The sequence below is a fragment of the Blattabacterium sp. (Periplaneta americana) str. BPLAN genome (genome assembly GCF_000093165.1).
Lineage (GTDB): Bacteria > Bacteroidota > Bacteroidia > Flavobacteriales > Blattabacteriaceae > Blattabacterium.
On record NC_013418.2, the window covers coordinates 601,981 to 627,202 of the forward strand.

The 25,222-nt window shown below is 27.0% G+C and carries 26 protein-coding genes and 4 tRNA genes; 12 read left to right on the forward strand and 18 right to left on the reverse strand.

Translation table 11 applies throughout. The features are described 5' to 3' along the window. Positions 1-38: 38 nt before the first annotated feature. Entirely contained in the window at positions 39-3,329 is a 3,291-nt protein-coding gene (gene secA, locus BPLAN_RS02930; RefSeq protein WP_012821709.1) for a preprotein translocase subunit SecA, read from the reverse strand. A 38-nt stretch (positions 3,330-3,367) separates the two neighbouring features. Further along, positions 3,368-3,601 (reverse strand): DUF2795 domain-containing protein, encoded by a 234-nt coding sequence (locus BPLAN_RS02935; RefSeq protein WP_012821710.1) that lies wholly within the window; start codon positions 3,599-3,601, stop codon positions 3,368-3,370. Positions 3,602-3,756: 155 nt separating this feature from the next. Here BPLAN_RS02935 and fmt point away from each other — a divergent pair, with 155 nt between their 5' ends. Together fmt and BPLAN_RS02945 are read left to right on the forward strand one after the other, a co-directional pair. After that, positions 3,757-4,716: a methionyl-tRNA formyltransferase gene (fmt, locus tag BPLAN_RS02940; protein WP_012821711.1), complete on the forward strand. Its 960-nt coding sequence runs from the start codon at positions 3,757-3,759 to the stop codon at positions 4,714-4,716. A 104-nt stretch (positions 4,717-4,820) separates the two neighbouring features. Beyond that, positions 4,821-5,087: an HU family DNA-binding protein gene (locus BPLAN_RS02945; RefSeq protein WP_012821712.1), complete on the forward strand. Its 267-nt coding sequence runs from the start codon at positions 4,821-4,823 to the stop codon at positions 5,085-5,087. Positions 5,088-5,155: 68 nt separating this feature from the next. On the opposite strand, the gene pdxH is transcribed toward BPLAN_RS02945, so the two are convergent. Beyond that, on the reverse strand, positions 5,156-5,806 hold the full coding sequence (pdxH, locus tag BPLAN_RS02950) for a pyridoxamine 5'-phosphate oxidase (protein ID WP_012821713.1): 651 nt from the start codon (positions 5,804-5,806) through the stop codon (positions 5,156-5,158). 105 nt (positions 5,807-5,911) lie between these two features. Between pdxH and BPLAN_RS02955 the strand changes: the two genes are divergently transcribed. The 3 genes from BPLAN_RS02955 to pheT all read left to right on the forward strand — a co-directional run bounded on the left by BPLAN_RS02955 (position 5,912) and on the right by pheT (position 9,230). Further along, positions 5,912-5,985: transfer RNA gene (locus BPLAN_RS02955), tRNA-Met, on the forward strand. A gap of 28 nt (positions 5,986-6,013) precedes the next feature. Further along, entirely contained in the window at positions 6,014-7,162 is a 1,149-nt protein-coding gene (gene dnaN / locus BPLAN_RS02960; RefSeq protein WP_012821714.1) for a DNA polymerase III subunit beta, read from the forward strand. 136 nt (positions 7,163-7,298) lie between these two features. Further along, positions 7,299-9,230 carry a phenylalanine--tRNA ligase subunit beta gene (pheT, locus tag BPLAN_RS02965; protein ID WP_012821715.1) on the forward strand — a complete coding sequence of 644 codons (1,932 nt, stop codon included), beginning with the start codon at positions 7,299-7,301 and terminating at the stop codon, positions 9,228-9,230. 9 nt (positions 9,231-9,239) lie between these two features. On the opposite strand, the gene BPLAN_RS02970 is transcribed toward pheT, so the two are convergent. Together BPLAN_RS02970 and trxB are read right to left on the reverse strand one after the other, a co-directional pair. Then, the gene (locus BPLAN_RS02970; protein WP_012821716.1) at positions 9,240-10,703 is read right to left on the reverse strand and encodes a glycine--tRNA ligase; all 1,464 of its coding nucleotides are present in this window, start codon (positions 10,701-10,703) and stop codon (positions 9,240-9,242) included. Positions 10,704-10,719: 16 nt separating this feature from the next. Continuing rightward, complete coding sequence (gene trxB, locus BPLAN_RS02975; RefSeq protein ID WP_012821717.1) at positions 10,720-11,670, reverse strand: thioredoxin-disulfide reductase; 951 nt, start codon at positions 11,668-11,670, stop codon at positions 10,720-10,722. Positions 11,671-11,743: 73 nt separating this feature from the next. On the opposite strand from trxB, the gene BPLAN_RS02980 reads away from it, so the two are divergent. After that, positions 11,744-12,181 (forward strand): type I restriction enzyme HsdR N-terminal domain-containing protein, encoded by a 438-nt coding sequence (locus BPLAN_RS02980; protein WP_012821718.1) that lies wholly within the window; start codon positions 11,744-11,746, stop codon positions 12,179-12,181. Here the strand turns inward: BPLAN_RS02980 and gap are convergent. The 7 genes from gap to fabZ all read right to left on the reverse strand — a co-directional run bounded on the left by gap (position 12,174) and on the right by fabZ (position 18,498). Then, positions 12,174-13,184: a type I glyceraldehyde-3-phosphate dehydrogenase gene (gap, locus tag BPLAN_RS02985; RefSeq protein ID WP_012821719.1), complete on the reverse strand. Its 1,011-nt coding sequence runs from the start codon at positions 13,182-13,184 to the stop codon at positions 12,174-12,176. The genes BPLAN_RS02980 and gap overlap by 8 nt on opposite strands. 25 nt (positions 13,185-13,209) lie before the next feature. Continuing rightward, positions 13,210-14,997 carry a translation elongation factor 4 gene (gene lepA / locus BPLAN_RS02990; protein WP_148213685.1) on the reverse strand — a complete coding sequence of 596 codons (1,788 nt, stop codon included), beginning with the start codon at positions 14,995-14,997 and terminating at the stop codon, positions 13,210-13,212. 29 nt (positions 14,998-15,026) lie between these two features. Next, positions 15,027-15,099: transfer RNA gene (locus tag BPLAN_RS02995), tRNA-Arg, on the reverse strand. Next, positions 15,100-15,696: an aminoacyl-tRNA hydrolase gene (gene pth, locus BPLAN_RS03000; RefSeq protein ID WP_012821721.1), complete on the reverse strand. Its 597-nt coding sequence runs from the start codon at positions 15,694-15,696 to the stop codon at positions 15,100-15,102. Beyond that, positions 15,693-16,583, reverse strand: coding sequence for a succinate--CoA ligase subunit alpha (gene sucD / locus BPLAN_RS03005; protein WP_012821722.1), 891 nt, complete (start codon positions 16,581-16,583; stop codon positions 15,693-15,695). Before sucD ends, pth begins: the two co-directional genes overlap by 4 nt. 44 nt (positions 16,584-16,627) lie before the next feature. Next, positions 16,628-17,200, reverse strand: a complete 573-nt coding sequence (gene efp / locus BPLAN_RS03010; RefSeq protein WP_012821723.1) for an elongation factor P — start codon at positions 17,198-17,200, stop codon at positions 16,628-16,630. 29 nt (positions 17,201-17,229) lie between these two features. Further along, on the reverse strand, positions 17,230-18,498 hold the full coding sequence (fabZ, locus tag BPLAN_RS03015; RefSeq protein WP_012821724.1) for a 3-hydroxyacyl-ACP dehydratase FabZ: 1,269 nt from the start codon (positions 18,496-18,498) through the stop codon (positions 17,230-17,232). Positions 18,499-18,672: 174 nt separating this feature from the next. Here fabZ and BPLAN_RS03020 point away from each other — a divergent pair, with 174 nt between their 5' ends. Then, positions 18,673-19,047 (forward strand): hypothetical protein, encoded by a 375-nt coding sequence (locus BPLAN_RS03020; RefSeq protein ID WP_041178289.1) that lies wholly within the window; start codon positions 18,673-18,675, stop codon positions 19,045-19,047. Between the two features lie 16 nt (positions 19,048-19,063). After that, complete coding sequence (gene rpmH, locus BPLAN_RS03025) at positions 19,064-19,213, forward strand: 50S ribosomal protein L34 (protein ID WP_012821725.1); 150 nt, start codon at positions 19,064-19,066, stop codon at positions 19,211-19,213. Positions 19,214-19,215: 2 nt separating this feature from the next. Here rpmH and BPLAN_RS03030 read toward each other — a convergent pair whose 3' ends face one another. Beyond that, positions 19,216-20,385 carry a M14 family zinc carboxypeptidase gene (locus BPLAN_RS03030; protein ID WP_012821726.1) on the reverse strand — a complete coding sequence of 390 codons (1,170 nt, stop codon included), beginning with the start codon at positions 20,383-20,385 and terminating at the stop codon, positions 19,216-19,218. Between the two features lie 465 nt (positions 20,386-20,850). Here BPLAN_RS03030 and BPLAN_RS03035 point away from each other — a divergent pair, with 465 nt between their 5' ends. The 3 genes from BPLAN_RS03035 to BPLAN_RS03045 are packed head-to-tail and all read left to right on the forward strand — an operon-like array spanning position 20,851 to position 22,870. Then, positions 20,851-21,369, forward strand: a complete 519-nt coding sequence (locus BPLAN_RS03035; protein WP_238523111.1) for a CPBP family intramembrane glutamic endopeptidase — start codon at positions 20,851-20,853, stop codon at positions 21,367-21,369. Then, on the forward strand, positions 21,366-21,947 hold the full coding sequence (rdgB, locus tag BPLAN_RS03040; RefSeq protein ID WP_012821728.1) for an RdgB/HAM1 family non-canonical purine NTP pyrophosphatase: 582 nt from the start codon (positions 21,366-21,368) through the stop codon (positions 21,945-21,947). The genes BPLAN_RS03035 and rdgB overlap by 4 nt, the downstream gene beginning before the upstream one ends. After that, positions 21,947-22,870 (forward strand): ribonuclease Z, encoded by a 924-nt coding sequence (locus BPLAN_RS03045; protein ID WP_012821729.1) that lies wholly within the window; start codon positions 21,947-21,949, stop codon positions 22,868-22,870. Before rdgB ends, BPLAN_RS03045 begins: the two co-directional genes overlap by 1 nt. Here the strand turns inward: BPLAN_RS03045 and BPLAN_RS03050 are convergent. Both BPLAN_RS03050 and BPLAN_RS03055 read right to left on the reverse strand, forming a co-directional pair. Then, complete coding sequence (locus BPLAN_RS03050; RefSeq protein ID WP_238523112.1) at positions 22,855-23,853, reverse strand: ABC transporter permease; 999 nt, start codon at positions 23,851-23,853, stop codon at positions 22,855-22,857. The two genes, BPLAN_RS03045 and BPLAN_RS03050, sit on opposite strands and share 16 nt — an antisense overlap. 202 nt (positions 23,854-24,055) lie before the next feature. After that, the gene (locus tag BPLAN_RS03055; protein ID WP_238523113.1) at positions 24,056-24,352 is read right to left on the reverse strand and encodes a ribosome-binding factor A; all 297 of its coding nucleotides are present in this window, start codon (positions 24,350-24,352) and stop codon (positions 24,056-24,058) included. A 104-nt stretch (positions 24,353-24,456) separates the two neighbouring features. Here BPLAN_RS03055 and BPLAN_RS03060 point away from each other — a divergent pair. Next, a tRNA-Ile gene (locus tag BPLAN_RS03060) sits at positions 24,457-24,530 on the forward strand. Between the two features lie 9 nt (positions 24,531-24,539). Here BPLAN_RS03060 and BPLAN_RS03065 read toward each other — a convergent pair. From BPLAN_RS03065 to rplU, 3 genes are all read right to left on the reverse strand, one after another. Further along, positions 24,540-24,613, reverse strand: a tRNA-Arg gene (locus BPLAN_RS03065). A 4-nt stretch (positions 24,614-24,617) separates the two neighbouring features. Next, complete coding sequence (gene rpmA / locus BPLAN_RS03070; RefSeq protein ID WP_012821732.1) at positions 24,618-24,878, reverse strand: 50S ribosomal protein L27; 261 nt, start codon at positions 24,876-24,878, stop codon at positions 24,618-24,620. Further along, positions 24,868-25,215, reverse strand: a complete 348-nt coding sequence (gene rplU, locus BPLAN_RS03075; RefSeq protein ID WP_012821733.1) for a 50S ribosomal protein L21 — start codon at positions 25,213-25,215, stop codon at positions 24,868-24,870. Before rplU ends, rpmA begins: the two co-directional genes overlap by 11 nt. Positions 25,216-25,222 lie beyond the last annotated feature (7 nt).

Below are 25,222 nucleotides of genomic sequence, written 5' to 3' on the forward strand. Positions count from 1 at the left end.
AGAATATACGTTTTATTTTTAGTTAACACAATCGTATTCTAAAAAAGATCGTCTTCTATGATCCATTCTCCCTTTTCTAAAAAAAAATCCACTTGTTTAAATTTTATGTTTTTAGTTTCTCCTGTAATTAGATGACGGATGTTAATTCTATTATTTCTTCCTAATTTTTTCCATTTTTTTCCTTTCAAAAAAGGATCTATCATTTTATAATGATTTGGAATACATAAAATATCACTTTTCATTATAATAGACTTTAGCAAAAAAGAAATTACCTGTTTGTTAATTTCATAGACTCTTTCTTGAAATAAATTAAAAGCATTTTGCTTATAAACAATCAGAGGGTCTTTTTGTTCAAAAACGGCATTTTGCACTGAATATCGCAAACTATCCATTTCTCGTAAATGTTCTTTCCATTTCTCATCTAAAAAACACAATATAGTTTTTTTTTCAAATATAGATAATAACGATAATCCACGACTATCATAAATTTCTTTTAAGTCGGATACAGAACTAATATTGTTAACGCCATCCGTAAACATAACCTGAATTTGATAATCAGTTTGATCCTTTCCTTTCCCTATTATATTAGATATAACAGGAGTAATTTCTTCAAAAACCATTCTTTCTTTTTTTTTCTCATAAAAATCCATAATGAGATCATGAAGATAATTGATACAATCACGTTCTTTATAAGAAAAAAATTCATTCTCTTTTATAGGAAACTCCAGTCCAAAAATTTGGATGAATTCATATTCCAAATTTTTAAAATCATTCAAAGATTTGTTCACCAATATCATATTATCTAATAAAACATAGATCATATTGGAAATATCTAAACTTAATTCTTCTCCACATAAAGCATTTCTACGTTTTTTATAAATAAATTCTCGTTGTTTATTAATAACATCATCATAATCTAGCAAACGTTTACGTATACTAAAGTTATTATCTTCTATTTTTTTTTGTGCTCTTTCTATAGATTTTGTTAATAAAGGATGTTGAATAATATCTCCTTCTTTATGTCCAAAACGATCCATTAATTTAGAAAGTCTTTCTGAATCAAGAAATAAACGAATTAAATTATCTTCTAGCGATACATAAAACTGAGAACTTCCTGGATCCCCTTGACGCCCAGAACGTCCTCTTAATTGATTATCTACCCTTCTAGAATCATGTCTTTCCGTACCTAAAACGGCTAACCCTCCATTTTTTACAACTTCTTTCGAAAGCTTTATATCCGTCCCTCTACCTGCCATATTGGTTGCTATAGTTACGGATCCAGGTAGTCCTGCTTTCTCTATAATTTCCGCTTCTTTATCATGTAATTTAGCATTTAAAACATTATGTGCTATTTTTCTAAATTTTAAAGCTCTGCTAAGAAATTCAGAAACTTCAACAGAAGTTGTTCCAACAAGAACAGGACGTTTTTCATATTTAGATAAATGAATAATTTTTTCTATAATAGCGTTATATTTTTCACGTTGTGTTTTAAAAACTAGATCTTGCAAATCCTGTCTTTGCATAGTTTTATGTGTAGGGATGACTACTACGTCTAATTTATAGATATGCCAAAATTCTCCAGATTCTGTTTCCGCAGTTCCAGTCATTCCAGAAATCTTTTTATACATCCTAAAATAATTTTGTAAAGTTATGGTAGCAAAAGTTTGACTAGAAGATTCTATTTTCACTTTTTCTTTAGCTTCAATAGCTTGGTGAAGACCATCTGAATAACGTCTTCCTTCCATAATACGACCAGTTTGTTCATCCACTATTTTCACTTTTCCATCCATAACTACATAATCTATATCTCTTTCAAATAAAGTATAAGCTTTAAGAAGCTGATTAATAGTATGTATACGTTGTAATTTTACAGTAAAATTTTTTAAAAGCTTTTCTTTTTCTTTTGTTTCTTTCTCTTTTGAGTAATTTTCTTTCTCTAATTCAGTAATTTCCACGTTAATGTCAGGTAAAACAAAAAAACCTACATCTTCTACATTTTTAGATAGGAATTCAATTCCTTTATCTGTTAATTCTACAGTATTATTTTTTTCATCAATAACAAAATAAAGATCTTTATCTACTTTATGCATTTCTCTACCATTATCTTGTAAATATTGACTTTCCACTTTTTGTAAAAGCAAACGTATTTTCTCTTCACTTAAGAATTTAATCAAGGATTTTTTTTTTGGTAAACCACGGTAAGCCTGAAGAAGTTTAAAACCACCTAATTTTTTTTCTCCAGATTTAATTAAATTTTTAGATTCTTGAAAAAATTTTGTAACTTCTATATTTTGTTGGTTAACAATATTTTCTATCTCATCTTTTAATAATTTAAACTCCTCTTTATTATCTTTATGAGGGTGAACTGGTCCTGATATCACTAAAGGAGTGCGTGCTTCATCTATTAAAACAGAATCAATTTCATCTATAATAGCATAATTCAAATCCCTTTGAACTAATTCTTCTTTAGAACAGGCCATATTATCACGTAAATAATCAAAACCAAATTCATTATTAGTTCCATAAGTGATATCCGCTTGGTAAGCTTTTTTACGCATATATCCATTAGAAGATGGATAATTATCAATACAATCAACTCTTAATCCATGAAATTCCATTAAAGGAGCCATCCAATTGGCATCTCTTTTAGATAGATAATTGTTTACGGTAACAATGTGTACTCCCCTTCCAGATAGAGCATTTAAATAAGCAGATAAAGTAGCCACAAATGTTTTTCCTTCTCCAGTTGCCATTTCCGCTATTTTTCCTTGATGTAAAACTATTCCTCCCATTAATTGAACATCATAATGAACCATATCCCATATAATAGATTTTCCATATGCATCCCATTTATTCTTCCAAATAGCTTTATTATTTTGCAATAAAACATAAGATTTTTTGTTTGACAATTCCTCGTCAAAAGGAGTAGACTTTACTATAAGCTGTTTTTTTTCTTTAAAGCGTTTAGCTGTTTCCTTAATAACTGCAAAAGCTTTGGATAAAAGATTCATTAAGACTTTTTGTTCGATTCTATAACATTCTTCTTGCAGTTTTTCTATTTTCAAGTAAATTTCCTCTAAAGTACTTATAGAATAAGATTTTTCCTTTATTTTTTTAAGGAAATATTTTTTCTTTTCATAAAATTTTTTTGTAGATTCTTTTATGATTTCTTTAAATTCTTGAGTACTATTCCTTAATTCATCATCTGATAAAAACGATATTTTTTTTTCTTCTTCTTTTATATGAATGATTAATTTTTTCACTTCTTGAAGATCTCTTTCATTTTTATTTCCTAATAAATTTTTTAATATTTTTTTAAAAAAACTCATTAAATGCAATGATTAAAATATAAATCTGAGTCAAATAATTAAAGTTCATATTCATCTCTATTCCAATAAAAATCTTCGTCATCACGTGGATAATCAGCCCATATATCTTCTATGGATTCAAAAACTTCTCCTTCTCCATTTTCTAATTGCTGAAGATTTTCCACGACTTCTAATGGAGCGCCAGTGCGAATAGCAAAATCAATTAATTCCTCTTTTGTTGCTGGCCAAGGGGCATCTTCTAAATGAGAAGCTAATTCTAAAGTCCAATACATATATGAATTATTTTATAATAAAAAAATCCCTAAAATTTTTTGCAAAGAAATGATATTTGTTTGATTTTCAAAAATCAATAAACTTTTTCATATACAAGATAAAATTAGTGTATTTAAATTACAAATAATTTGATATTATTTTAAACATATATAAGATGAAAAAGTTTCCTAGAATTGTATTTATAGGTTCTACTCCTTTTTCTTTTTTCTCTTTGAAAGAATTATATACTCGAAAATATAATATTGTAGGAATAATAACTACTCCTGATCCTCCATTTTTTAGAAGAAAAAAAAACTTTTTTCCTGTCAAAGAATATGCTTTAGAAAATCATATTCCTCTTTTACAACCAAAAAATCTTTTGGATTCTTCTTTCTTGAGAAATTTTACGATGTGGAAAGCGGATATACAAATTGTTGTTTCTTTTCGAATTTTACCTAGAGAAATTTGGTCTTATCCAAAAATGGGAACTTTTAATTTACATGCCTCACTTCTTCCTCAATACAAAGGAGCCGCACCTATAAATTGGGCTATTATCAATGGAGAAAAAAAAACTGGATTAACTACTTTTTTTATTTCTAATCAAGTAGATTCTGGAAATATTCTTTTGCAAAAAGAAGTAGAGGTTAAAAGAGATGAAACTGCTGGAGAACTTGAAAATAAAATCAAAAAGATTAGTGGATCTTTAGTTCTAAAAACATTAGAAGGAATTTTACAAAAAAAAATCAAACCTATTCCGCAAAAAATCATAAGTTCTTCATTATTAAGATATGCCCCAAAAATATCTCCTATAGATTGTAAAATTCATTGGGAAGAAACTTCTATAGATGTTATTTATAATAAGATAAGAGGACTTAGTCCTTATCCATCAGCATGGACGACCTTATTTTTTAAGGAAAATAGATTTGTAAGATTCAAAATCTTCTTTGTCAAAAAAATGCGAAAAGCACACAATTTTCCAATTGGATTAGTAATTCTTTCTTCCTGGGAAATGAAAATTTCTGTAAAAGAAGGATTTATATCTGTTCTTGAAGGACAAATAGAAGGGAAAAAAAAAATGAGTATAAAAAATTTAATTAACGGAATAAAAATAAGAAAAAATCTTTTTGTTCGATAAAAAAGTATTTTTTTTACTGCACAAGCCCTTTTATCCATGATAAATCTTTTATATTTGTTATCTGAAGTAAATAAATGTTTTATAGTTAATTCAATATATATTTCATGAACAAAACAGAATTGGTGAATTCAATAGCTGAAAAAACAGGTATTACGAAAATAAAAGCAAAAAACGTTACGGATGCATTTATTGAAACGGTTATTGAATCCCTAAAAAAAGGAAATAAAGTTACCTTAGTTGGATTTGGTACCTTTTCTGTTGTAGAAAGGAATCCAAGAAATGGAATTAATCCTAGAACAGGAAAAAAAATTCACATTCCAGGAAAAAAAGTAGCTAAATTCAAAATAGGTGCAGAATTAACAAATTTGTAATTTTATTTTTTTCAATAGAAGATAAAGTCGTGTAGTACTTTTATCTTCTATTTTTTATTAATCTTTAGTCATGGAGATAATCTATACAAATTCCATTTATTAGTTTTAGTTAAACTGTAAACCAATCTATCATGAAGTCGATTCGGTTGTCCTTGCCAAAACTCCATTTTATAGGGTTTTACGATATAACCTCCCCAATCAAAAGGACGTTTTATGATATTTTTTTTAAAAAAAGAACTCCACTTTCGATATTGAATCAATAAGTGTTGTTTAGACGGAATAACGGTACTTTGTTTAGAAGCCCAACATCCTACTTTATTTTCTATAGGTCTTCTAGAAAAATATTCATCTGATTGATTTTTTGATAATCTCATTACATTTCCTTTAATGAGAATTTGCCTTTCTGTATTTGGCCAATAGAAAGATATACATACTTTTGGTTTTTTTTGAATGGATCTACCTTTAAGGCTCCGATAATTTGTATAAAAAATAAATCCCTCTTCAGAATACATTTTTAGCAAAACAATCCTTGTTTCAGGAACTCCATCTTCTCCTATAGTTGAAATAGACATAGCATTGCATTCTTCGTTGACTTTATGAATATTTTTTTCTTCTTGAAACCATTTATGAAATAATTTGAAAGGATCTAAGGGAACCTCTGTTTCTGTCAAAGAATTTTTTTTATAAATTTTTCTATAATTACTTAAATCAAAAGTCATAATATTTTATGTAAAAAATGTTGAATGATTATATATCAAATAAAAATATATTAACTTTATTACACAAGTAAGTTCTTTATACCTGTTTCATTATTATTGATATGAGGCGTGATAGCTCAGTTGGTTAGAGCGTTGGATTCATAACCCAGAGGTCGGGGGTTCAATTCCCCCTCACGCTATCTATTGTGTAAAGTTAAAAAGTATAACATGCACTTTTCCGTTTCTAGCTTTTCTCTTTTACAAGAATTATATTTTTTACATAAAATTATAAATACTAAATATTCTCTTTTTAAATTCAAAATTTTCGGAAAAAAATTGGTGATCATGGTTTCTGATTCAGAAAATCATTTGGTTACTGCAGAGATACAAGTATATGTAAAAAAAACTTCCGAAGAAAAAATAGCTATTCATCCAAAATTGATGATAGAAATTTTAAAAACTTTTCCGAATGAAACTATTTTTATCAAAAAAGAAAAAAATACACTTAACATTTATTCTGAACAGGGAGACTACCCTATTCCTATTATCTGTCATGAAAATAAAAATAGACATCATCTCACCATTTTTTCCAGTATGGAAAATTTTGAAAAAGGAAAGATTTTGAAAATTACTTTATTTTCCAAAATCCTTTTAAAAATTTTGAATAAAACTTTATTTGCTACAGGAAATGAGGAAATAAAACCTGTTATGAATGGAGTCTTTTTTCGATTTTCTCCAAAAGGAGCAACTTTTGTAGCCACAGATACTTATAAATTAGTCAAATATACCTTAAAAAATATTAAATCTAATCAATACATAGAGTTTATCATTTCGAGAAAATCCCTTAGGATACTTAAAAATATTTTATTTAATGAAAAAAAAAGTGTGACTATTGAATACAAAAAAACGGGAATACTCAAATTCAGTTTTGAAACTAAAACTTTTCTATGTGAACTAATAAACGAAAAATATCCAGATTATAATTCTGTTTTTCCTAAAAAGAAAGATATCTCATTTATTATTAATCGTCTTTTTTTTTTAAATTCTATTAAAAGAATATCTCTTTTTTCTAAAGAAGAGACAAATTTTATTCGATTTAATTTAAGTGACAATACATTAAGAATTTATGAAGAAAATACAAGAATTTCTATTTTTTCAAAAATTAGATGTAAATATATCGCTGAATATTTTCGAGATGAATCTATAATAAAAATGGGTTTTAATTCCAAATTTTTAATAGAAATCCTATCCTCTTTTAAGGAAGATTTTGTTAGTTTTGAACTCTATAGTTCAAATAGAATGGGGATTTTCAAACCATTTTCTTCTTCAAAAAAAGAAGAATCAACTTTAATATTGATTATGTCTATAATAGTATGAGAATTTCATATAATTGGCTTAGAAAATATATTTCTATTGATCTTAGCGCAAAAAAAATATCAGACATCTTAACGGAAATAGGTTTATCAGTAAAAAATGTAATAAAAAAAAAACAGGAGAAACAGAAGATTCTATTTTGGATGTAGAAATTACCCCTAATCGTTCTGATGCAATGAGTCATTACGGAATAGCTCGTGACTTATATGCTGTTTTAACATTTCGCGGTTACAGAACCCATTTATCAAAACCAATAATAAGTAATTATCAAAAAGACATTAATAAATATCGTTTTCAAATTTCTATTGAAGAAAAAAATAAATGCAGAAGATTTTCTGGACTAATTCTTTCTAAAATAGAAATAAATTCATCTCCGAATTGGTTAAATAACCAATTAGAATCTATTGGAATAAAACCCATAAATAATATAATAGATATCACAAATTTTGTGATGAATGAATTAGGACAACCTATACAGGTTTTTGATATGGACCAAATAGAAGGAAAAAGTCTTATAATAAAAAACGTAAAAAATAAGATTTATTTCAATTCAGAAGATAATCGAAAAAGAATACTAAATGAAAAAGATTTTATCATTTCTGATAAAATAAAACCTTTATCAATAGCTGGAATTATAAATGAAACTAACTTAAATGTTAATATAAAAACTAAAAATATTTTCTTAGGGTGCGCCTATTTTAATCCTGTAGATATTCGCTCTATTGGAATCAGACACATGATAAAAACGGATGCTAGATTTCGATTTGAAAGAGGAGTAGATCCTAATCTAACAGTATATGCTTTACAAAGAACCGCTCTTCTCATAAAAGAAGTTACAAAATGTAACATTAGTTCTGATATAATGGATATTTATCCTAATCCAATAGATCCTTCGACAATAAAACTTCGTTATCAAAAAATACATGATCTTATCGGAAAAAAAATTTCCGAAAAAAACATCAAAAAAATTTTATTACTACTTGAAATAGTCATTCTTGATGAAAATAAAAAATCTCTGCTAGTTCTTGTCCCTCCTTATAGAATAGATGTACAACGAGAAGTAGATTTAATAGAAGAAATATTGCGTATTTATGGATTAACTCAAATAAAAATTTCTAAGAAAATACAAATTTCTCCACTTCCAAATTTTTTTTATAAAACAAAAGAAAAAATCCAAAAAACTATTTTCAATCAATTAGTGAATTATGGTTTTCAAGAAATTATAAATCCTCCCATCATAAATAAAAATAAAGATTCTTTATTATTGAATTCTTTTTTCAAAAGGGAAGAAATCAGGATTTTAAATCCTGTAAATAAATCCTATAATTCCATGCGTTCCAGTTTATTATTTGGAATGATAAATAGCATAAAACATAATTATAATAGAGGAAATCAAAAAATTAAATTCTTTGAAATAGGGAAAATTTATTATAAGAGTAATAATCAATTTTTAGAAAAAACCTGTTTGAGCATTGCTTTATCGGAAAAAGATCAAAACAAAATTATCGAACCAAAAAGTTCTTTGTTTTTTGATTTGAAAGGAATTATAGAACAAATTTTTCAGAGAATTGGGATTTTCCATTATACTCAAATAAACTCTATTCATCCTTTTTTAAGAGAAAGTATATTCATCAAATATAAAAATAAAAATCTAGTAGAATTAGGAAAATTAAAAGAAAATTTATTCAAAAAACAGGAAGTTTTTTATGCGGAAATAAATTGGGAATATTTGATTTCTATAATTCAAAAAAAAAAAGTAATATTTATTCCCTTTTCTAAATATCCTACTTCAAAAAGAGACTTATCATTCTTAGTGGATAAAACCATTTCCTTTGAAAAAATTTATCAGTTAATAAAAGAAAAAGAAAAAAATTTGATCAAAAAAATTAAGATATATGATTTATATGAAGGAAAAGATTTACCAAAAGAAAAAAAATCCTATACAATAAGTTTCTTTTTTGAAAGTCAAGAAGGAACGTTAACCGATTTGATGATGGATGAAGTCATGAAAAAAATAGAGAAATTTTTAAAAAACGAGTTAGGAGCAAAAATTAGAGGAATATCTCAATAAAAAGAAATTCTAGATAAACTGAGATAAATTTCTTAAAATTTTTCTCATTCCGGTTTCTTTTTCTATAATTTTTGAAATCTCTTTTATAGGAACTCTTTTTTGTAACATAGAATCTCTATATCTCATGGTTACTGTATCGTCATTTATGGTATCATAATCTATGGTGAAACAAATAGGAGTTCCAATAGCGTCTTGTCTACGATATAGTTTCCCAATAGATTCTTTTTGATCATAAACCAATCTATAATCTATTTTCAGATTCTGAAATATTTTCTTTGCAATTTCTGGTAATCCGTCTTTTAAAACTAACGGAAATATAGCTGCTTTTACAGGTGATAAACAGGGTGGAATTTTCAGAACGACTCGTTCTTTTCCATTATCCAATTTTTCTTTCTTAAGAGAAGAAGAATATATAGCAAGAAAAAAACGGTCTAAACCTAGTGAAGTTTCTATTACATAAGGAATATAGTTTTCTAGATTATCTCTAAAAACTCTTAGTTTTTTTTTGGAAAAAAATTCATGTCTTTTCAAGTCGAAATCTCTACGAGAATGGATTCCTTCAATCTCTTTAAATCCAAAAGGAAAATGAAATTCTATATCCGCTCCTGCACTAGCATAATGAGCTAGATGATCATGATTACGCAACTGATATTTTTTATCTCCTAAATTTAATTCTAAATGCCATTTTAATCTAATTTTCTTCCAATATTCATACCATTTCATTTCTTCTTCTGGAAGAATAAAAAACTGCATTTCCATTTGTTCAAATTCACGCATTCTGAAAAGAAATTGTCTTGCCATAATTTCATTTCTAAATGATTTTCCTATTTGAGCAATTCCAAATGGAATTTTTTTTCTACTAGATTTTTTTACAGAAAAAAAATTAGAAAATATACCTTGAGCTGTTTCTGGACGAAGAAATAAATCTCCTTTTTCTTCTTTAATCTTAAACATCATATTAAATGAACGAATATTTGTCCAATTATTAGAACCACATAGAGGATCAGAAATATTTAATTCGTCAATTAAAACACGAATATCTAATAAATCCTTTTTTTTTATAGATTTCTCTAAACGAGATAATATTTCATTTTTGCGATTCTTTATGAATTTAGAAGTTTTTGGTGCTTTTTGCATAAAATTTATGTGCTCTCTAATTAACACCTCAGGACTATATCTTTTCTTAGAATCTTTGTTATCAATTAACAATTCATTAAATTTCTCAATATGTCCAGATGCTCTCCAAATCTCAGAATGCATAAGTATAGACGAATCCAATCCTACTATATTTTCATGAAGTTGAGTCATTGATTTCCACCAATATTTTTTGATATTATTTTTCAATTCTATTCCATGTGGTCCATAATCATATACTGCATTCAATCCTCCATAAATTTCACTGGAAGGAAAGACAAAACCGTAATTTTTAGCATGAGATGCCAAAAAATGGAAAAAATGATCGTTCTGCTTCATCTTAATTAAAGAAAAATCAACATAAACATAAATATTTTTCCAAATCTAATGCCGCCATACACCCTGTTCCAGCAGAAGTGACAGCTTGGCGATATGTAGAATCTTGAACATCTCCTGCAGCAAATACTCCTGGTTTATTAGTACTAGTACTTCCTTTTTCTACAATGATATATCCTCTTTCATCTAAGTTTAATTGATTTTTAAACAATTTTGTATTAGGAGAATGACCTATAGCAATAAACAAACCGCTTATTAAAATAGTTCTACTAATTTTTTTTTTAGTGTTAAATATCTGAATTCCTTCTAAAAAATCATTTCCCATAATTTTTGTAATCTGAGAACAAAAAAATATATTCACATTATTTATTTTTGAGATTCGATATTGTAAAGCTTTAGAAGCTCTGAAATAATTTTTTCTAACTACCAAATATACATTTCTGCAAATTTTTGACAAATAACTAGCTTCTTCCAAAGCGGTATCTCCTCCTCCTATAACAGCTACATCTTTTCCTTTATGAAAAAAACCATCACAAGTAGCACAAAAAGAAACTCCTAATCCCAAAAATTTTTTTTCTTTATCCATTCCTAAAAATTTAGGACTAGAACCTGTAGCTATGATAATCCCTTTACTTTCTATTATATTTTCTTCATTTTCCACCATATAAACACGATGTATCCCTCCTTTTTTATCAGAAAAATCTACTTTTGTAATGGTTTTATGAATAATAATAGTATTAAAACGCTCTGCTTGTTTTTTACAATTTTCCATAAGTTCATTTCCACTAATTCCTACAGGAAAACCTGGATAATTATCAACCTTTGTTGTAGATGTTAATTGTCCTCCCGGTTGCATTCCGACAAATAGAATAGGGTGAAGGTCTGCTCTTGCCGCATATATAGCCGCAGTATATCCGGCTGGACCAGATCCAAGGATTACACAATCCATTATTTTATTTTTCTTTAACATAAAGAATGTTTACTTTGGATTTTACTTATTCTGATTCTAAACTTTAGAATTTTTATTTAAAAAATTATTAGATATGTCCGTTTTTTTCTTTTTTATCAATCATTTACATTTAAAAAAAATTCAAAACAAAACTTATGTATTTTGCATGATTCGAAAAAAATGGTATCCCTTTACAAAAGAAGAAGGAATCCGTCAATATATAATTTTTTTTCTAAAAAAAGTAAAAAAATACAAAAGTTCTAATATTCTAGTAGAAGTCCCTTTTCAAATCAATCAATTAAACAAAAGGTTAGACATTCTAGTTCTTTTGAAAAAAAAACCCTATATCCTCATTGAATGCAAAGCTCCGAATATTTTATTAACACAAAAAACTTTCGATCAAATTTCTAGATATAATAAAAAGATAAAGGCTCCCTATTTAATGGTTAGCAACGGAATAAAAAATTTCGTTTTCCAAACAGACGAATATAATAAAAAGTTCTCATTTTTGAATGATCTTCCTATTAAATAGAAGACATATAATCAATTAGATCTACTAATTTAGTAGAATAACCTACTTCATTATCATACCAGGACACTATCTTGATAAAAGTAGGACTCAACATGATACTTGAACTTGCATCGAAAATAGAAGTTCTAGGATCTCCTAAGAAATCAGAGGAAACAACAGCTTCTTCTGTATATCCTAATATTCCTTTTAATGAAGTTTCAGATGCTTCCTTCATACAAGACTTTATATCCTCATAATTAACGCCATTCTTCAAACGAATAGTAAGATCTAATACAGAAACATCAGAAATGGGAACTCTGAAAGCCATTCCAGTTAATTTTCCATCTAAACTTGGAATGACTTTTCCAACTGCATTGGCGGCCCCTGTAGATGCTGGAATAATATTAGTTAAAGAAGACCTACCGGCTCTCCAGTCTCTAGTAGAGATAGAATCAACTATTTTTTGAGTGGAAGTAGAAGCATGTATAGTAGTCATTAATCCTTCCAAAACTCCAAAATTATCATTCAAAACTTTAATGATAGGAGCTAAACAATTCGTAGTACAAGAAGCATTAGATACTATTCTTTGATCCTTTTTTATAGTTTCATGGTTGACCCCCATCACATACATGGGAATATTTTCTTCTTTTGGAGGAGCAGATAATATGACTTTTTCTGCTCCTGATTGTAAATGTAAACCCGCTAAATTCCTGGTTAAAAAAATCCCCGTAGATTCCACTACATAATGGACATTTAAATTTCCCCATTCTAAATTATGAGGATCTTTTTCATTAGTCACTTTTATTTTATTTCCATTTAAAATTAAATAATTTTCATCTTCTATGCGGATTTCACCCTTAAAAGGACCATGAACAGAATCATATTTTAACATATATGTTAAATATTCTATGGAAACTAAATCATTGACAGATATGACTTGGATATTTTCTCTATTTAAAGCAGACATTAAAACAAGTTTCCCTATCCTTCCAAGACCATTGATTCCTATTTTAATTTCGGACATATTTAATAAATTTTTTATAATTCTTTTATAAATTTTTAACTTTTAAAAAAGTCATAAAAGCAGATGAAGGGATCTCTACTTTTCCTATTTTACGCATTTTCCTCTTTCCTTTTTTCTGTTTTTCCAAAAGTTTTCGTTTTCTAGAAACATCTCCTCCATAACATTTATCTGTTACATTTTTTCTTAAAGCTTTAATAGTTTCTCTGGCTATAATTTTTCCAGAAATAGAAACTTGAATAGGAATGCTAAATTGATGTTTTGGGATCAAAACGGATAATTCTTGACATATTTTTTTTGCCATAAAAAAGGCTTCATTTTTATGAACCAAAAGTGATAGTGATTCTATTTTTTGATGATTAATTAATACAGTAATCTTTTTTAAATCAGAATTTCTATAACCTAAAAAGGTATAATCAAAAGAAGCATAGCCCCTAGAAATTGTTTTTAATTTATCATAAAAATCAAATATTATTTCAGATAAAGGCATTTCGAATGTTATCTGAACCCTTTCAGAGGTCAAATAATCTTGATTTCCAATCATTTTTCCTCTTTTTACAAGACATAGAGATATGATACTTCCTATAAAATTTTCTTTAGTGATAATAGAAACTAATACATAAGGTTCTTCGACTCGTTGTATTTTTTCTACTTCTGGAAAATCTGAAGGATGGTTCACTATAATCATCTTTTTTTTTATAAAAATTCTATAAGAAACATTGGGAATGGTAATAATAACTGAAATTCCATACTCTCTTTTTAGACGATCTCTAACAATTTCCATATGAAGTAGACCTAAAAAACCGCAATGAAATCCAAATCCTAAAGCCGGGGAAGATTCCGGACTAAAAGTGAGAGCCGCATCATTTAATTGCAATTTTTCCATAGAAGAACGTAATTCTTCGTATTTATCAGAATTTACCGGATAAACACTGGAAAAAACCATAGGTTTTACTTCTTCAAATCCACTTATGGCTTTTGAAGCCGGATATTTAGCATCTGTAATAGTGTCTCCTACTTTTACTTCATAGGGATTTTTTATTCCAGAAACTATATATCCAACATCTCCTGTTTCAATTCTATTTTTAGAAATACGTTTTAATTTCAGAGTTCCTATTTCATAAGCACAATAAATTTTTCCTGTAGACATAAAACGTAATTTTTGTCCTTTTTGCATACATCCATTTTTTACTCTAAAATAGGACAATACTCCAGTAAAAGGATTGTATAAAGAATCAAAAATCATTGCTTGTAGAGGGGCTTTTGGATCCCCTTGTGGAGGAGGAATCCGTTTGACTATTTGATCTAAAACTTCCTTAATACCTAATCCATTTTTAGCACTAACAGAAATAATATCTTCTGATTGGCATTTTACTAGTTCTATAATTTCTTCTACACATTCAGACTTTGAATGAGGTAAGTCTATTTTATTTAAAATAGGGATAATCACAAGATTTTTTTTCAAGGCTAAATAAAGATTAGATATCGTTTGAGCTTGTACACTCTTAGTGCAATCTACAACAAGGAGTGCCCCCTCACAAGCTGCAATGGAACGTGAGACTTCATTAGAAAAATCTACATGTCCAGGAGTATCTATTAAATTAAGTATGTAGACTTTATTTTTATATCTATATTCCATTTGTACAGCATGACTTTTAATAGTAATCCCGCGTTCCCTTTCTAAATCCATATCATCAAGTAACTGATGTTGGTTCCCTTCTGAAACTGTTTTTGTAAATTCTAACAAACGATCTGCTAGAGTACTCTTTCCATGATCTATGTGTGCAATGATACAAAAATTACGAATATAATCTATTATCATCGTTTTTCGATTTTTATTATGAACGACCTTGAAGGGATTCGAACCCATTCCATAGGAACCGGAATCCTATATTCTATCCGATTAAACTACAAGGTCTTAAATTTTAAAATTTCTATTGTTGAAGAAATCCATCGTTTTTTGTAACCCATTTAAAACAAATGAAAATATTATTTCTACGCTTATTTCCAATCTATTAAATAGATTTTTTAATTCCTCTTCCTTCCAATTCCCTAATACATAATCTATTTTATTATCCTGATAAAAATGATTTTTAATCCCAAAACGCATACGCGCATAATGAGATGTTCCTAATTCTTTTTCAATACTTTTTAATCCATTATGTCCTCCATCTCCTCCTTTTCCTCTCAAACGAATATTCCCAAAATTAAGATAAATATCGTCAGATATTACAAGAATATTTTCCAAGGCTATTTTTTTTTTATTCATCCAATATTTTACAGATTTTCCACTTTCATTGACATAAGTAGATGGTTTTAAGAAAAAAAGTAATTTTTCTTTATAAATCAATTTTGAAATAAAACCTAATTTTTTTATCGAAAAAGATAGAAAATATTTTTCAGAAATTTTATCTAAAATCAAAAAACCTAAATTATGTCTGGTTTTTTGATATAGAAATCCTGGATTTCCTAATCCAGTTATTAAAAATTTTTTCATTTTTTTGAAAAAAATCATTGATCCTTCTTTTGGAGGACTTCGTGGACTTTCATTCCTATATCTGCTGGAGATATAACTACATGAATTCCGTTCTTTTTCAAAATATCCATTTTTACTTGTGCTGTTTCTGATTTGTTCCCTATAACAGCTCCAGCATGTCCCATTGTCCGCCCTTTAGGAGCTGTTTGACCTGCAATAAAACCTATAATAGGTTTTTTATTTTCTGAATTTTTAATCCACCACTCAGCTGCATCAATTTCTAATTTTCCTCCTATTTCTCCAATCATTACAATACATTTTGTTTCTGTATCTTTCAAGAATAAATCCAAAATATCCGTGATAGTCATTCCAATAATAGAATCTCCTCCTATTCCAATAGCCGTAGAAATCCCATAACCGTATTGGACTATTTGATCTGCTGCTTCATAAGTAAGCGTTCCAGATCTAGAAACTATACCGACTTTTCCTTTTTTATTGAAAACCAAATTTGGCATAATCCCCACTTTAGATTCTTCTGGAGAAATAATTCCAGGACAATTCGGTCCAATCAAGCGTGGTTTTTTTCCTTTTAAAAAATTTTTGATTTGAATCATATTCGAAACGGGAATCCCTTCAGTGATGCACACAATGACTCTCATATTCATGCTAATCGATTCTAGAATAGCATCTGATGCGAAAAAAGAAGGAACAAAAATCACACTGACATCTCCTCCTGTATAGGAGACCGCTTCATACATAGTATTAAAAATAGGAACCCCTAAATATTTCCTTCCTCCTTTTCCTGGAGTCACTCCTCCAACTATACAGGTTCCATAATTAATCATTTGCTCAGTATGAAATAGACCTTCTTTTCCCGTTAAACCTTGTACAATGACACGAATGTGTTTATCTATCAAAATACTCATAATAATCTTTTTCTAAATAAATAAAATTGATATTAATTACACAATTATTTTCTAATTCTTTCTATATAAGATGTTCTATCCGTATTGATCTTAATATATTCTCCAGTATTTATGAATAAAGGAACCAATAACTTGGCTCCTGTTTCTAAAATAGCAATTTTACTGGAAGTATTAATGGTATCTATTTTTCTCACTTTTTCCGTATATTTTACTTTTAAAATAACAGTAGGAGGCATTTTTAAAAATAAAGCTATTTGATTATTATCACTTTTTACATGAAAAAAAATAGTTAATTTTATTCCTTCTTTTAAAAAATCAGTATGATTTTTTATCAGTTTTTTATCAATTTGGATTTGATTGTAGTTGATCGTATTCATAAAATAAAAAATCTCTCCATCCCTATACAAATATTGGTATAAATCAGATACTATTTTTGCTTCTTTTACTCTATGTTTTGCTGAAAAATTATTTTCCAAAATATGACCTGTAATCAAATTCTTTAACTTAGTTCTTACAAAAGCATATCCCTTTCCAGGTTTAACGTGAAGAAAATCAATTATTTTATATACTTCCTTATTATGTTGTATATGTAACCCCTTTCTAATATTCGTATGCATTTTATCTAGTTTTTTTTATTCTAATAGTTTTAGGATTCCTGAATTTTTACTATTTTTGCCATAACTTCTGCTTCAACTACAAGTTGATTATTGACATATCCCTTTCCTTGCATATGGACGATTCCCCTTCTTATTGGTTCTAACAAATCTACTTGAAAAACTAACAAGTCTCCAGGAATTACTTTTTTTTTAAATTTTACTTTATCTATTTTTAAAAAATATGTAGAATAATATTCTGGATTTTTTACTTGGTTTAATACAAGAATTCCACCTACTTGTGCAATAGCTTCTATTTGCAATACTCCAGGCATGATTGGCTCTTTAGGAAAATGTCCCATAAAAAAAGATTCATTCATCGTTACATTCTTAACCCCTATTACACAATCTTCGGTTAATTCCATAATTTTATCTACTAAGAGGAATGGAGGTTTATGAGGCAAAATTTTCATAATGTTTCTAATATCCAAAATAGGTTTTTTTGTTAAATCAAATTTTGGAACATCTTTGTGTGTTTGGATATTTTGAATTAATTTCCTTGCAAACTGTGTATTTATATGTGAATCTGTGTTGTAAGCAATTATTTTTCCTTTTAATTTAACTCCTATTAAAGTTAAGTATCCCATAATCTCCAAAAGATTATGTTTTGCTATTTCGTTAGAAGAAGAGGAATAACGGGAGATATTTCCGTTTTTTTTTAAATTTTCTTTTTCATAAAGAAAACAGAAAGTCCTTGAACTCGCTATTTTTTTAAATTGATCTGGATATTTTAGTACAGCATTTTGTATATTTATAAATTTAGAATCAAAATCAACCAGGGTTACTATTTCTAATTTTTTAGAGGGGGAAGCAATAATCTCTCCTCCGGTTTTTGAATCCACGTGAGATATAATTTCTTTGATCGAATAATATCCTCTTTCTGCATTTTGTTCTATCACTCCTGCTTTTTCAATAGCCTCTACAAAATATTTGGAAGAGCCATCCATTATAGGAAATTCCATGTTATCCAATTCTATAATCACATTATCTAAATCCATTCCCATAAGAGCAGCCAAGACCTGTTCACTAGTACAAATTTTCAATCCATTTTTTTCTAAAATAATCCCCCGATCCGTTGTTTCATTGAACAACAATGAAAGATGTGCTTTTATACTAGGTTTTTCTTCTATATCCGTTCTTACAAAAAGAAATCCTGAGTTTTCAGGAGCTGGTTTAAAAGTTATGGTTACGTTTTTTTCCGTATATAATCCTACTCCTTGTAAGGATATTTTTTTTGCAATGGTTTTTTGCTTATCAAACATAATTTGATGATTCTATCTTTCTAAAAAAATTATTTACTTCATTTTTATAAAGAATGAATTTTATTTTTCATATTTTTAAATATATCCAATATGAATTTTTTCTTTAATGCTTTAATGAAAGTAAAGAAAAATAAAAAACTTTATGTAATTTAGGGAGTTACAAGTGTTCTTTTCATGAATTTTTTTAGGCGTTTTATTTGTTTCTTAACAGGTTTTATTATTGGTTTTATGATTTTATTATACTGCTCACCTCCTATCTCTTATTCTTATCATCAAAAAATATTAGATAATAATATAAAAAGGAAGAAAATAATATTTGAAATAGATGAAGATACAATTAGGAATTGTAAAAAAAAATATATGAACCCTGTTTTCATCAAGTCAGAACTTTTAAAGAAAGGAAAAATCATTTTAAAAAAAAGATTGTTAAAAACAAAACTATATCCTCTGATTTCTCATATTGAGATAAAAGATAAAAATAGGAAAATAATCTTTGTTATAGAAGAAAATTTAGATGTTATATATATAAATAAAATTATTTTTTTTTAGAAAAATATAAAATAATATGAAAAGAACTTATCAACCTTCTAATAGGAAAAGAGTAAATGTTCATGGATTTTTAAAACGTATGTCCACAAAAACAGGTCGTAAAATTCTATCTAGAAAAAGAAAAAAAGGGAGAAAAAAATTAACAGTTTCTAATTTTAAAAAATAAAATCATAAAATATCAAATAATTCTATGTCCCCAATTATAGGATCATTTATTCCTTTTAGATGAAATTTTTTTCCTCTGAAATCTTCATAGGCAAAAAAATTAGATAAATCTCCTATATCAACTATCTTTGATATTAAATCAATATCGTTTTTAACAAAATTAAATTTTTCTATATTTCTTATCCCTATATCAACTAAAAATTGATATTTTCCTCTTTGAATTTCTACTCCTCTATAAATTTTGTCTAATAGTTTTTTTTTATTTTCAGGTATAGTGAAATAAGAAGAATATTCTTTTTCAAAATCTATTTTTTGAAAAGAAAGAAAATAGAATCCTATTAGGATAGATAAAGCATTATATTTTCTAATTATATCTTTTTTAGGATCTTTTGGATAATTTCCTGCTTCAAAAAGAATACAAGGATAACCCTTTTTTTGTAAATTATCTCCAGTAGCTGTAGGATAGAATTCATCTGAAAACCTTCCTATTGAACCTATATTTGGCAAAATGGATCTTATTTTTTTTTCAATAAAAGCTATCAATCCCATAGCCTTTTTTCTTTCAGGAGAAATCTTTGTGTTTTTTTCCTCTTTTACCGAAGGGCATAAAAAGGATAAAATAGCTGGATTAAAATTTTTATTTCCAACATTATAAATACTTCTTTGATCATGCAAATTAAATAAAATATTTGGATTACTATATTGAATTTCATGAAATAGTATCTGAATTTCTGGAGATTGTAAACGAATAGCATCTCTATTTAAATCAATATTTACAGCATTTCTTCTTTGATATTTTTCAGAACCATCGGGATTTAACATAGGAATAAATAAAATAGTCAAATTTTTTCTTATAAATTTAACTAAATCATGGTTTTTCTCTTTTAGAAAAAAGTGAAGAATATCAAACATGGCTTTTGTTCCCGTTGTTTCATTTCCATGCATTTGAGACCATATAAAAACTTTACAAGTTCCAGACCCCCATTGAATTTTAAAAATTTTTCTATTTTCTATAGAAGTTCCTACAGGAACAATAGAACATATATTTTCATATGTTTTTATCATTTTTAATAATTCAGAGTATTTAAAAATTTTAGAAGAATTAAAACTTTTCTCTTTAAAAAGATTATAATTTTTAAATAAAAAATGTATATCCAAATCTAACATAATCATGAATGATTTTCTTTTTTCTTTTCTTAATCTAAGAAAGAGTTAAACAATTTTATTAAAAGTTTTATATTTTCGCAAAAACACATAGGAAAAAAAATATAAAAATGGAAATTACTAAAAAAGAAATTATGCGTCTGTGAAAAAAGCTATTCTATAGATCCTTTCATTAGGGAATAAACGAATTTTTACTTAATTATGAAGAAATATTTTAAAATAAACTACACGGAATCAGTTCTATTAATTTTAGCATTTACGGGTTTGAACTTTTTTAACATAATTTTTAGAAAATTATTGATTGCTATACATCTACCTGATAGTATGATATTTTCTATATCATATACAATCCCCTTCATTTTTTTATTTATTTTTATTTCTCACCAAGCTCAAAAAAAAAACCTAATCATAGAATTATCATTTAAAGTTTCTCCATGGTATATTTATCTTGTTTTTTTTTGTATGATGCTTTGTTTGATTATACTTAACGACTACGTGACTTCTTTAGTTCCAAAAGATGGCCCATTGTTAGGAAATATGTATAAAGAGATTGAGGATTTTTTAAAAGAAGAAGCTAAAAATCCAATTCCATTTTTTTCCACTACAGTTTTGTTAGCTCCTATATGTGAAGAAGTTCTTTTTAGAGGAATTATTTTAAATGGAATGTTAAAAAATAAAATACATCCAATCAAAGCTATCCTCTTTTCTTCTTTTTTATTTGGAATAACTCATATGAATCCTTGGCAATTTTTAGGAGGGATTCTTATTGGAAGTTTCATCGGTTTTATTTATTTCACTACCTCTTCTATAATAGACTGCATATTATTACATGTTTTCAACAATGCTTTTGCCATATTTACTATGTTTTTTTTCATGAAAAATGAAGAATTCCTTTCAAAACAAAAAAATTTGAATTTTTGGTTAATTTTGATAATTAGTTTTACCATAATTATGGGTTGCGTTTTTCTTTTTAAAAAAAGAAGAAAAGAATGAAAAAAATTGTTTTTGTTACAAGAAATTTTTTTAAAGAAAGAGAAATAAAATCTTTTCTTTATCCTAATGCTGATCAATTGAATATTTTATCCTTAAAAGATATTCTATTTCCATATTCCATTAAAGAAAATGGAAATTCTTTTCAAGAAAACGCTTTAATTAAAGCAGAATTCTTTTTTCAAAAAACACATATTCCTTGCTTTTCCGAAGATTCTGGATTGAAAATAGAATGTTTAAATGGAGCTCCAGGTATCTATTCTTCTAGATATCTTCAAAAAGAAAACAGTCTAGAAAAATTACTTCTTAGTATAAAAAAAAATTCATCCAGAAAAGCAGAACTTTTTTGTGTTTTTTGTTTAAAAAAAAATGAAGAAAAAAATTATTTTTTTGAAGGAAAATTAACCGGACACATCTCGGAAAAAATTATGGGAAAAAAAGGTTTTGGATATGATCCTATATTTATTCCAGATAAACATAAAAATACTTTATCTCAAATAAACATTCATCAAAAAAACAAGATCAGTCATAGAATAAGAGCTTTTAAAAAACTCATGAAATTCATGAATCATCACCTATAATGGATAAAACTTCATTAACAATTTTGGGGTGTCATTCCTCAATTCCAACGGAAAAATTTTATCCTACAGCTCAAATATTAGAGATGAAAGGAGCTTTTTTTCTTATTGATTGTGGAGAAGGGACACAAGTTCAATTAAGAAAAGCGAAAATAAAATTTAACAAAATAGTACACATATTCATATCTCATTTACATGGAGATCATTTTTTTGGATTAATTGGATTGCTTTCTACTTTTCATTTACTAGGAAGAGAAAAATCAGTATATATTTACGCCCCAAAAGGGTTAAAAGAAATTATAGATGTTCATTTTAAATGGTCATATACACGATTAAAATTCTGTATTGATCATATTGAATTATCTTCTAAAAAATTGGAAAAAATTATGGAAACTGAAAAAGTAGAAGTTTATACCATTCCATTAAAACATAGAATTTACACTAATGGTTTTCTTTTCAAAGAAAAACCTTGTCATAGAAAATTAAATATAGAGGAGATAAAAAAAATTTCTTCTATCAAAATAGAAGATTATAAGAGTTTACAACTTGGAAAAGATTTTAGAACCAAAGAAGGGATAATCATTCCGAATTATCAACTCACATATGATCCTCCAAAAATCTTATCTTACGCTTTTTGTTCAGATACTTCCTATTATTTGCCTATTATTGAACAAATAAAATATGTAGATTTATTATATCACGAGTCTACTTTTTTGAAAAAAGAAGAAGATAGAGCTATCAAGACAGGACACTCTACGGCTAACCAAGCTGCTTGTATAGCTAAAAAAGCTCAAGTAAAAAAATTATTATTGGGCCATTATTCGAATAGATTTCCTAATCTCAAAGCATTTGAAAAAGAAGCAAAAGAAATATTTGATAATGTAGAAGCTTCTGAACCATTAAAAACATACTACCTAGATGAATAATTCATCTCTATTTTTTTAGAGGAAATGAAAGAGATAAAGAGACCAACTGTTAAAATAATACATGTCATCATTACAAAATCCTCTATGGTAAATTTCATAGGAAATGGAATTTTTCTTCCAATTTTAAATAAATGATATCTCTCTTGCAAAAGAGATAGAATAGAAGTTGCCAATACTCCAATAGACCATCCAAATACACTGATAAGGACTCCTATATAAAAGAATATTCTTCTTATTCTATACAAAGAATAGCCAAAACTCCATAAGAGAAAAATATTCTCTCTCTTATCTAACTGTAAAATGAAAATAGCACCAATTAAGTTAAACGCCGTCATTACAGTTATTAAACTAAATAAAAAATAAATGAATATTTTTTCTGTATTAATTACTTTGTAAAAAGCTCTTTCTTCTTCTGTACGTGTTTTTATCCTAAATTTTGGACCAAATTTTTTTTTTAAAATCTTTTTTATCTTATCTATATTTTTCTTTTGATGAATTTTTATTTCCAGAGTATGAAAAGCATTTTTCTTAATCAAATTTTGAATATCACAAAATAAATATTTTTGATCTATTTCTTGGTTAAAATGAAAAAGACCTTTTATTCTAACTTTTTTTGCATTAAAAATGGAAAAAAAGTTTTTTTTATAGGAAAAAAAACTAATACTCATAGAGTCTGTTTCTATTTTATCCATAAATAAAAACGGAAAAATGGATGATAGACCTACATATAGATCCAATTTATTATGGGATAAATTTTTATCATTTTTATCTTGGAAGGTTATTTTTTTAAATTGATTCATCACTTCTTCATATTTTGAATCTACTCCTTTTAAGTGAAAAAAATATTTTTCATTTTTATAATGGAAAAAAACTTTTTTTTCCATTGTTTTAGAAAAACACATGATTCCTTTTATTGATCTCATTTTTTTATTTAAAACATTTTCATGAAAGAAGATCTCTTTTCCATTAAAAGAAGAAATCATAATATCAGGGTAGTTATTTTGATAAAATTTAATATTTAAGTCTTTTAATCCTGAAAAAACAGATAAAATGGTAGATAAAGAAAATGTAGATATACTGAGTGATATGATAGACAAAAAAATTATGAGGTTAACAATGTTAGTTTTTTTTTTTGAAAAAAAATAGCGTATAGTTATGTAAAAAGAAGTTCTCAAAAAAAATGATTCAATTACGAGAATTTACTACACAAAAATCCAATTCTGGAATCTTTTTTACACGATATCTAAGTTTTTTAGAAAGTAATTTTCTGTAAAATCCAGATTTTGAACGAATACTTTCCAAAATTTCTTTATCTAAAAAAGGATAGATAGATATATAACTTTTTATTAAACTCAGATCAGGAGTCATACAAATCTTGATTAGAGTAATTAGAAAACCTTTTTTTGTTTCATCTTTCATCAAAATCTCTGCTATTTCCATATAAAATATTGAAGATAATCTTTGATTTCTAATAGAATTCATTTCTATCATGTTTTTTTTAATTTAAAAAAAAATGAAGAATAAAACTTTTTCATCAGAAAATTTGTAATCTGAAAAATATTGTTGTAACATTGTATTTATTTTTAGGTCCCATAGCTCAGTTGGTTAGAGCACCTGACTCATAATCAGGGCGTCGCTGGTTCAAATCCAGCTGGGACCATTTTTTTTGTGACCGGGGAGGGATTCGAACCCACAACTTACAGTTTAGGAAACTGTTGCTCTGTCCTATTGAACTACCCAGTCTATTTCATTTTTTTGATGAAATAACAGATACAATGGATTTATTTTTAGTTCCCTTTTTAAAAAAAACAAAACCTTTTTTCAGAGCATATAAAGTGTGATCTTTCCCCATTCCGACATTGATTCCAGGATGGTGTTTTGTTCCACGCTGACGAACAATAATCCCCCCACACTTGACATGCTGATTTCCAAACACTTTTACTCCTAATCTTCTTCCTTCTGAATCCCGTCCATTTCTAGAACTTCCTGAACCTTTTTTATGAGCCATTTTTAATTTTTTTAGATTCTTTTTCTAAAAAGGAAATTACTTTAATTTTTGTAAAAAATGGTCTAAATCCATTTTTCACCTTATATCCTTTTCTTCTCTTTTTTTTGAATATAATTACTTTATCTCCTTTTAAATGTTGTAGAATTTCTACTTCCACCTTTATATTTTCTAAAAAAGGAGAACCTATTTTAGGAAAACCATTTTTATAAAAGAAAAAAATTCTATCCAACAATATCTTTTCTCCTAAACTCATAGAAGAAAGAAGAGGAACATAAACGTATTTATTTTCAATAAGTTTAAATTGTATTCCTTGAATATCCACAATTGCGTATATCATATATAAT

What these genes read in the sequence shown, in the direction of transcription:
- secA (WP_012821709.1), bottom strand. Translation starts at nt 3,329, where the DNA reads ATGAGTTTTTTTAAAAAAATATTAAAAAATTTATTAGGAAATAAAAAT.
- BPLAN_RS02935 (WP_012821710.1), bottom strand. Translation starts at nt 3,601, where the DNA reads ATGTATTGGACTTTAGAATTAGCTTCTCATTTAGAAGATGCCCCTTGG.
- fmt (WP_012821711.1), top strand. Translation starts at nt 3,757, where the DNA reads ATGAAAAAGTTTCCTAGAATTGTATTTATAGGTTCTACTCCTTTTTCT.
- BPLAN_RS02945 (WP_012821712.1), top strand. Translation starts at nt 4,821, where the DNA reads ATGAACAAAACAGAATTGGTGAATTCAATAGCTGAAAAAACAGGTATT.
- pdxH (WP_012821713.1), bottom strand. Translation starts at nt 5,806, where the DNA reads ATGACTTTTGATTTAAGTAATTATAGAAAAATTTATAAAAAAAATTCT.
- dnaN (WP_012821714.1), top strand. Translation starts at nt 6,014, where the DNA reads ATGCACTTTTCCGTTTCTAGCTTTTCTCTTTTACAAGAATTATATTTT.
- BPLAN_RS02970 (WP_012821716.1), bottom strand. Translation starts at nt 10,703, where the DNA reads ATGAAGCAGAACGATCATTTTTTCCATTTTTTGGCATCTCATGCTAAA.
- trxB (WP_012821717.1), bottom strand. Translation starts at nt 11,670, where the DNA reads ATGTTAAAGAAAAATAAAATAATGGATTGTGTAATCCTTGGATCTGGT.
- BPLAN_RS02980 (WP_012821718.1), top strand. Translation starts at nt 11,744, where the DNA reads ATGTCCGTTTTTTTCTTTTTTATCAATCATTTACATTTAAAAAAAATT.
- gap (WP_012821719.1), bottom strand. Translation starts at nt 13,184, where the DNA reads ATGTCCGAAATTAAAATAGGAATCAATGGTCTTGGAAGGATAGGGAAA.
- pth (WP_012821721.1), bottom strand. Translation starts at nt 15,696, where the DNA reads ATGATTTTTTTCAAAAAAATGAAAAAATTTTTAATAACTGGATTAGGA.
- sucD (WP_012821722.1), bottom strand. Translation starts at nt 16,583, where the DNA reads ATGAGTATTTTGATAGATAAACACATTCGTGTCATTGTACAAGGTTTA.
- efp (WP_012821723.1), bottom strand. Translation starts at nt 17,200, where the DNA reads ATGCATACGAATATTAGAAAGGGGTTACATATACAACATAATAAGGAA.
- fabZ (WP_012821724.1), bottom strand. Translation starts at nt 18,498, where the DNA reads ATGTTTGATAAGCAAAAAACCATTGCAAAAAAAATATCCTTACAAGGA.
- BPLAN_RS03020 (WP_041178289.1), top strand. Translation starts at nt 18,673, where the DNA reads ATGAATTTTTTTAGGCGTTTTATTTGTTTCTTAACAGGTTTTATTATT.
- rpmH (WP_012821725.1), top strand. Translation starts at nt 19,064, where the DNA reads ATGAAAAGAACTTATCAACCTTCTAATAGGAAAAGAGTAAATGTTCAT.
- BPLAN_RS03030 (WP_012821726.1), bottom strand. Translation starts at nt 20,385, where the DNA reads ATGATTATGTTAGATTTGGATATACATTTTTTATTTAAAAATTATAAT.
- rdgB (WP_012821728.1), top strand. Translation starts at nt 21,366, where the DNA reads ATGAAAAAAATTGTTTTTGTTACAAGAAATTTTTTTAAAGAAAGAGAA.
- BPLAN_RS03045 (WP_012821729.1), top strand. Translation starts at nt 21,947, where the DNA reads ATGGATAAAACTTCATTAACAATTTTGGGGTGTCATTCCTCAATTCCA.
- BPLAN_RS03050 (WP_238523112.1), bottom strand. Translation starts at nt 23,853, where the DNA reads ATGATTTCTTCTTTTAATGGAAAAGAGATCTTCTTTCATGAAAATGTT.
- BPLAN_RS03055 (WP_238523113.1), bottom strand. Translation starts at nt 24,352, where the DNA reads ATGAATTCTATTAGAAATCAAAGATTATCTTCAATATTTTATATGGAA.
- rpmA (WP_012821732.1), bottom strand. Translation starts at nt 24,878, where the DNA reads ATGGCTCATAAAAAAGGTTCAGGAAGTTCTAGAAATGGACGGGATTCA.
- rplU (WP_012821733.1), bottom strand. Translation starts at nt 25,215, where the DNA reads ATGATATACGCAATTGTGGATATTCAAGGAATACAATTTAAACTTATT.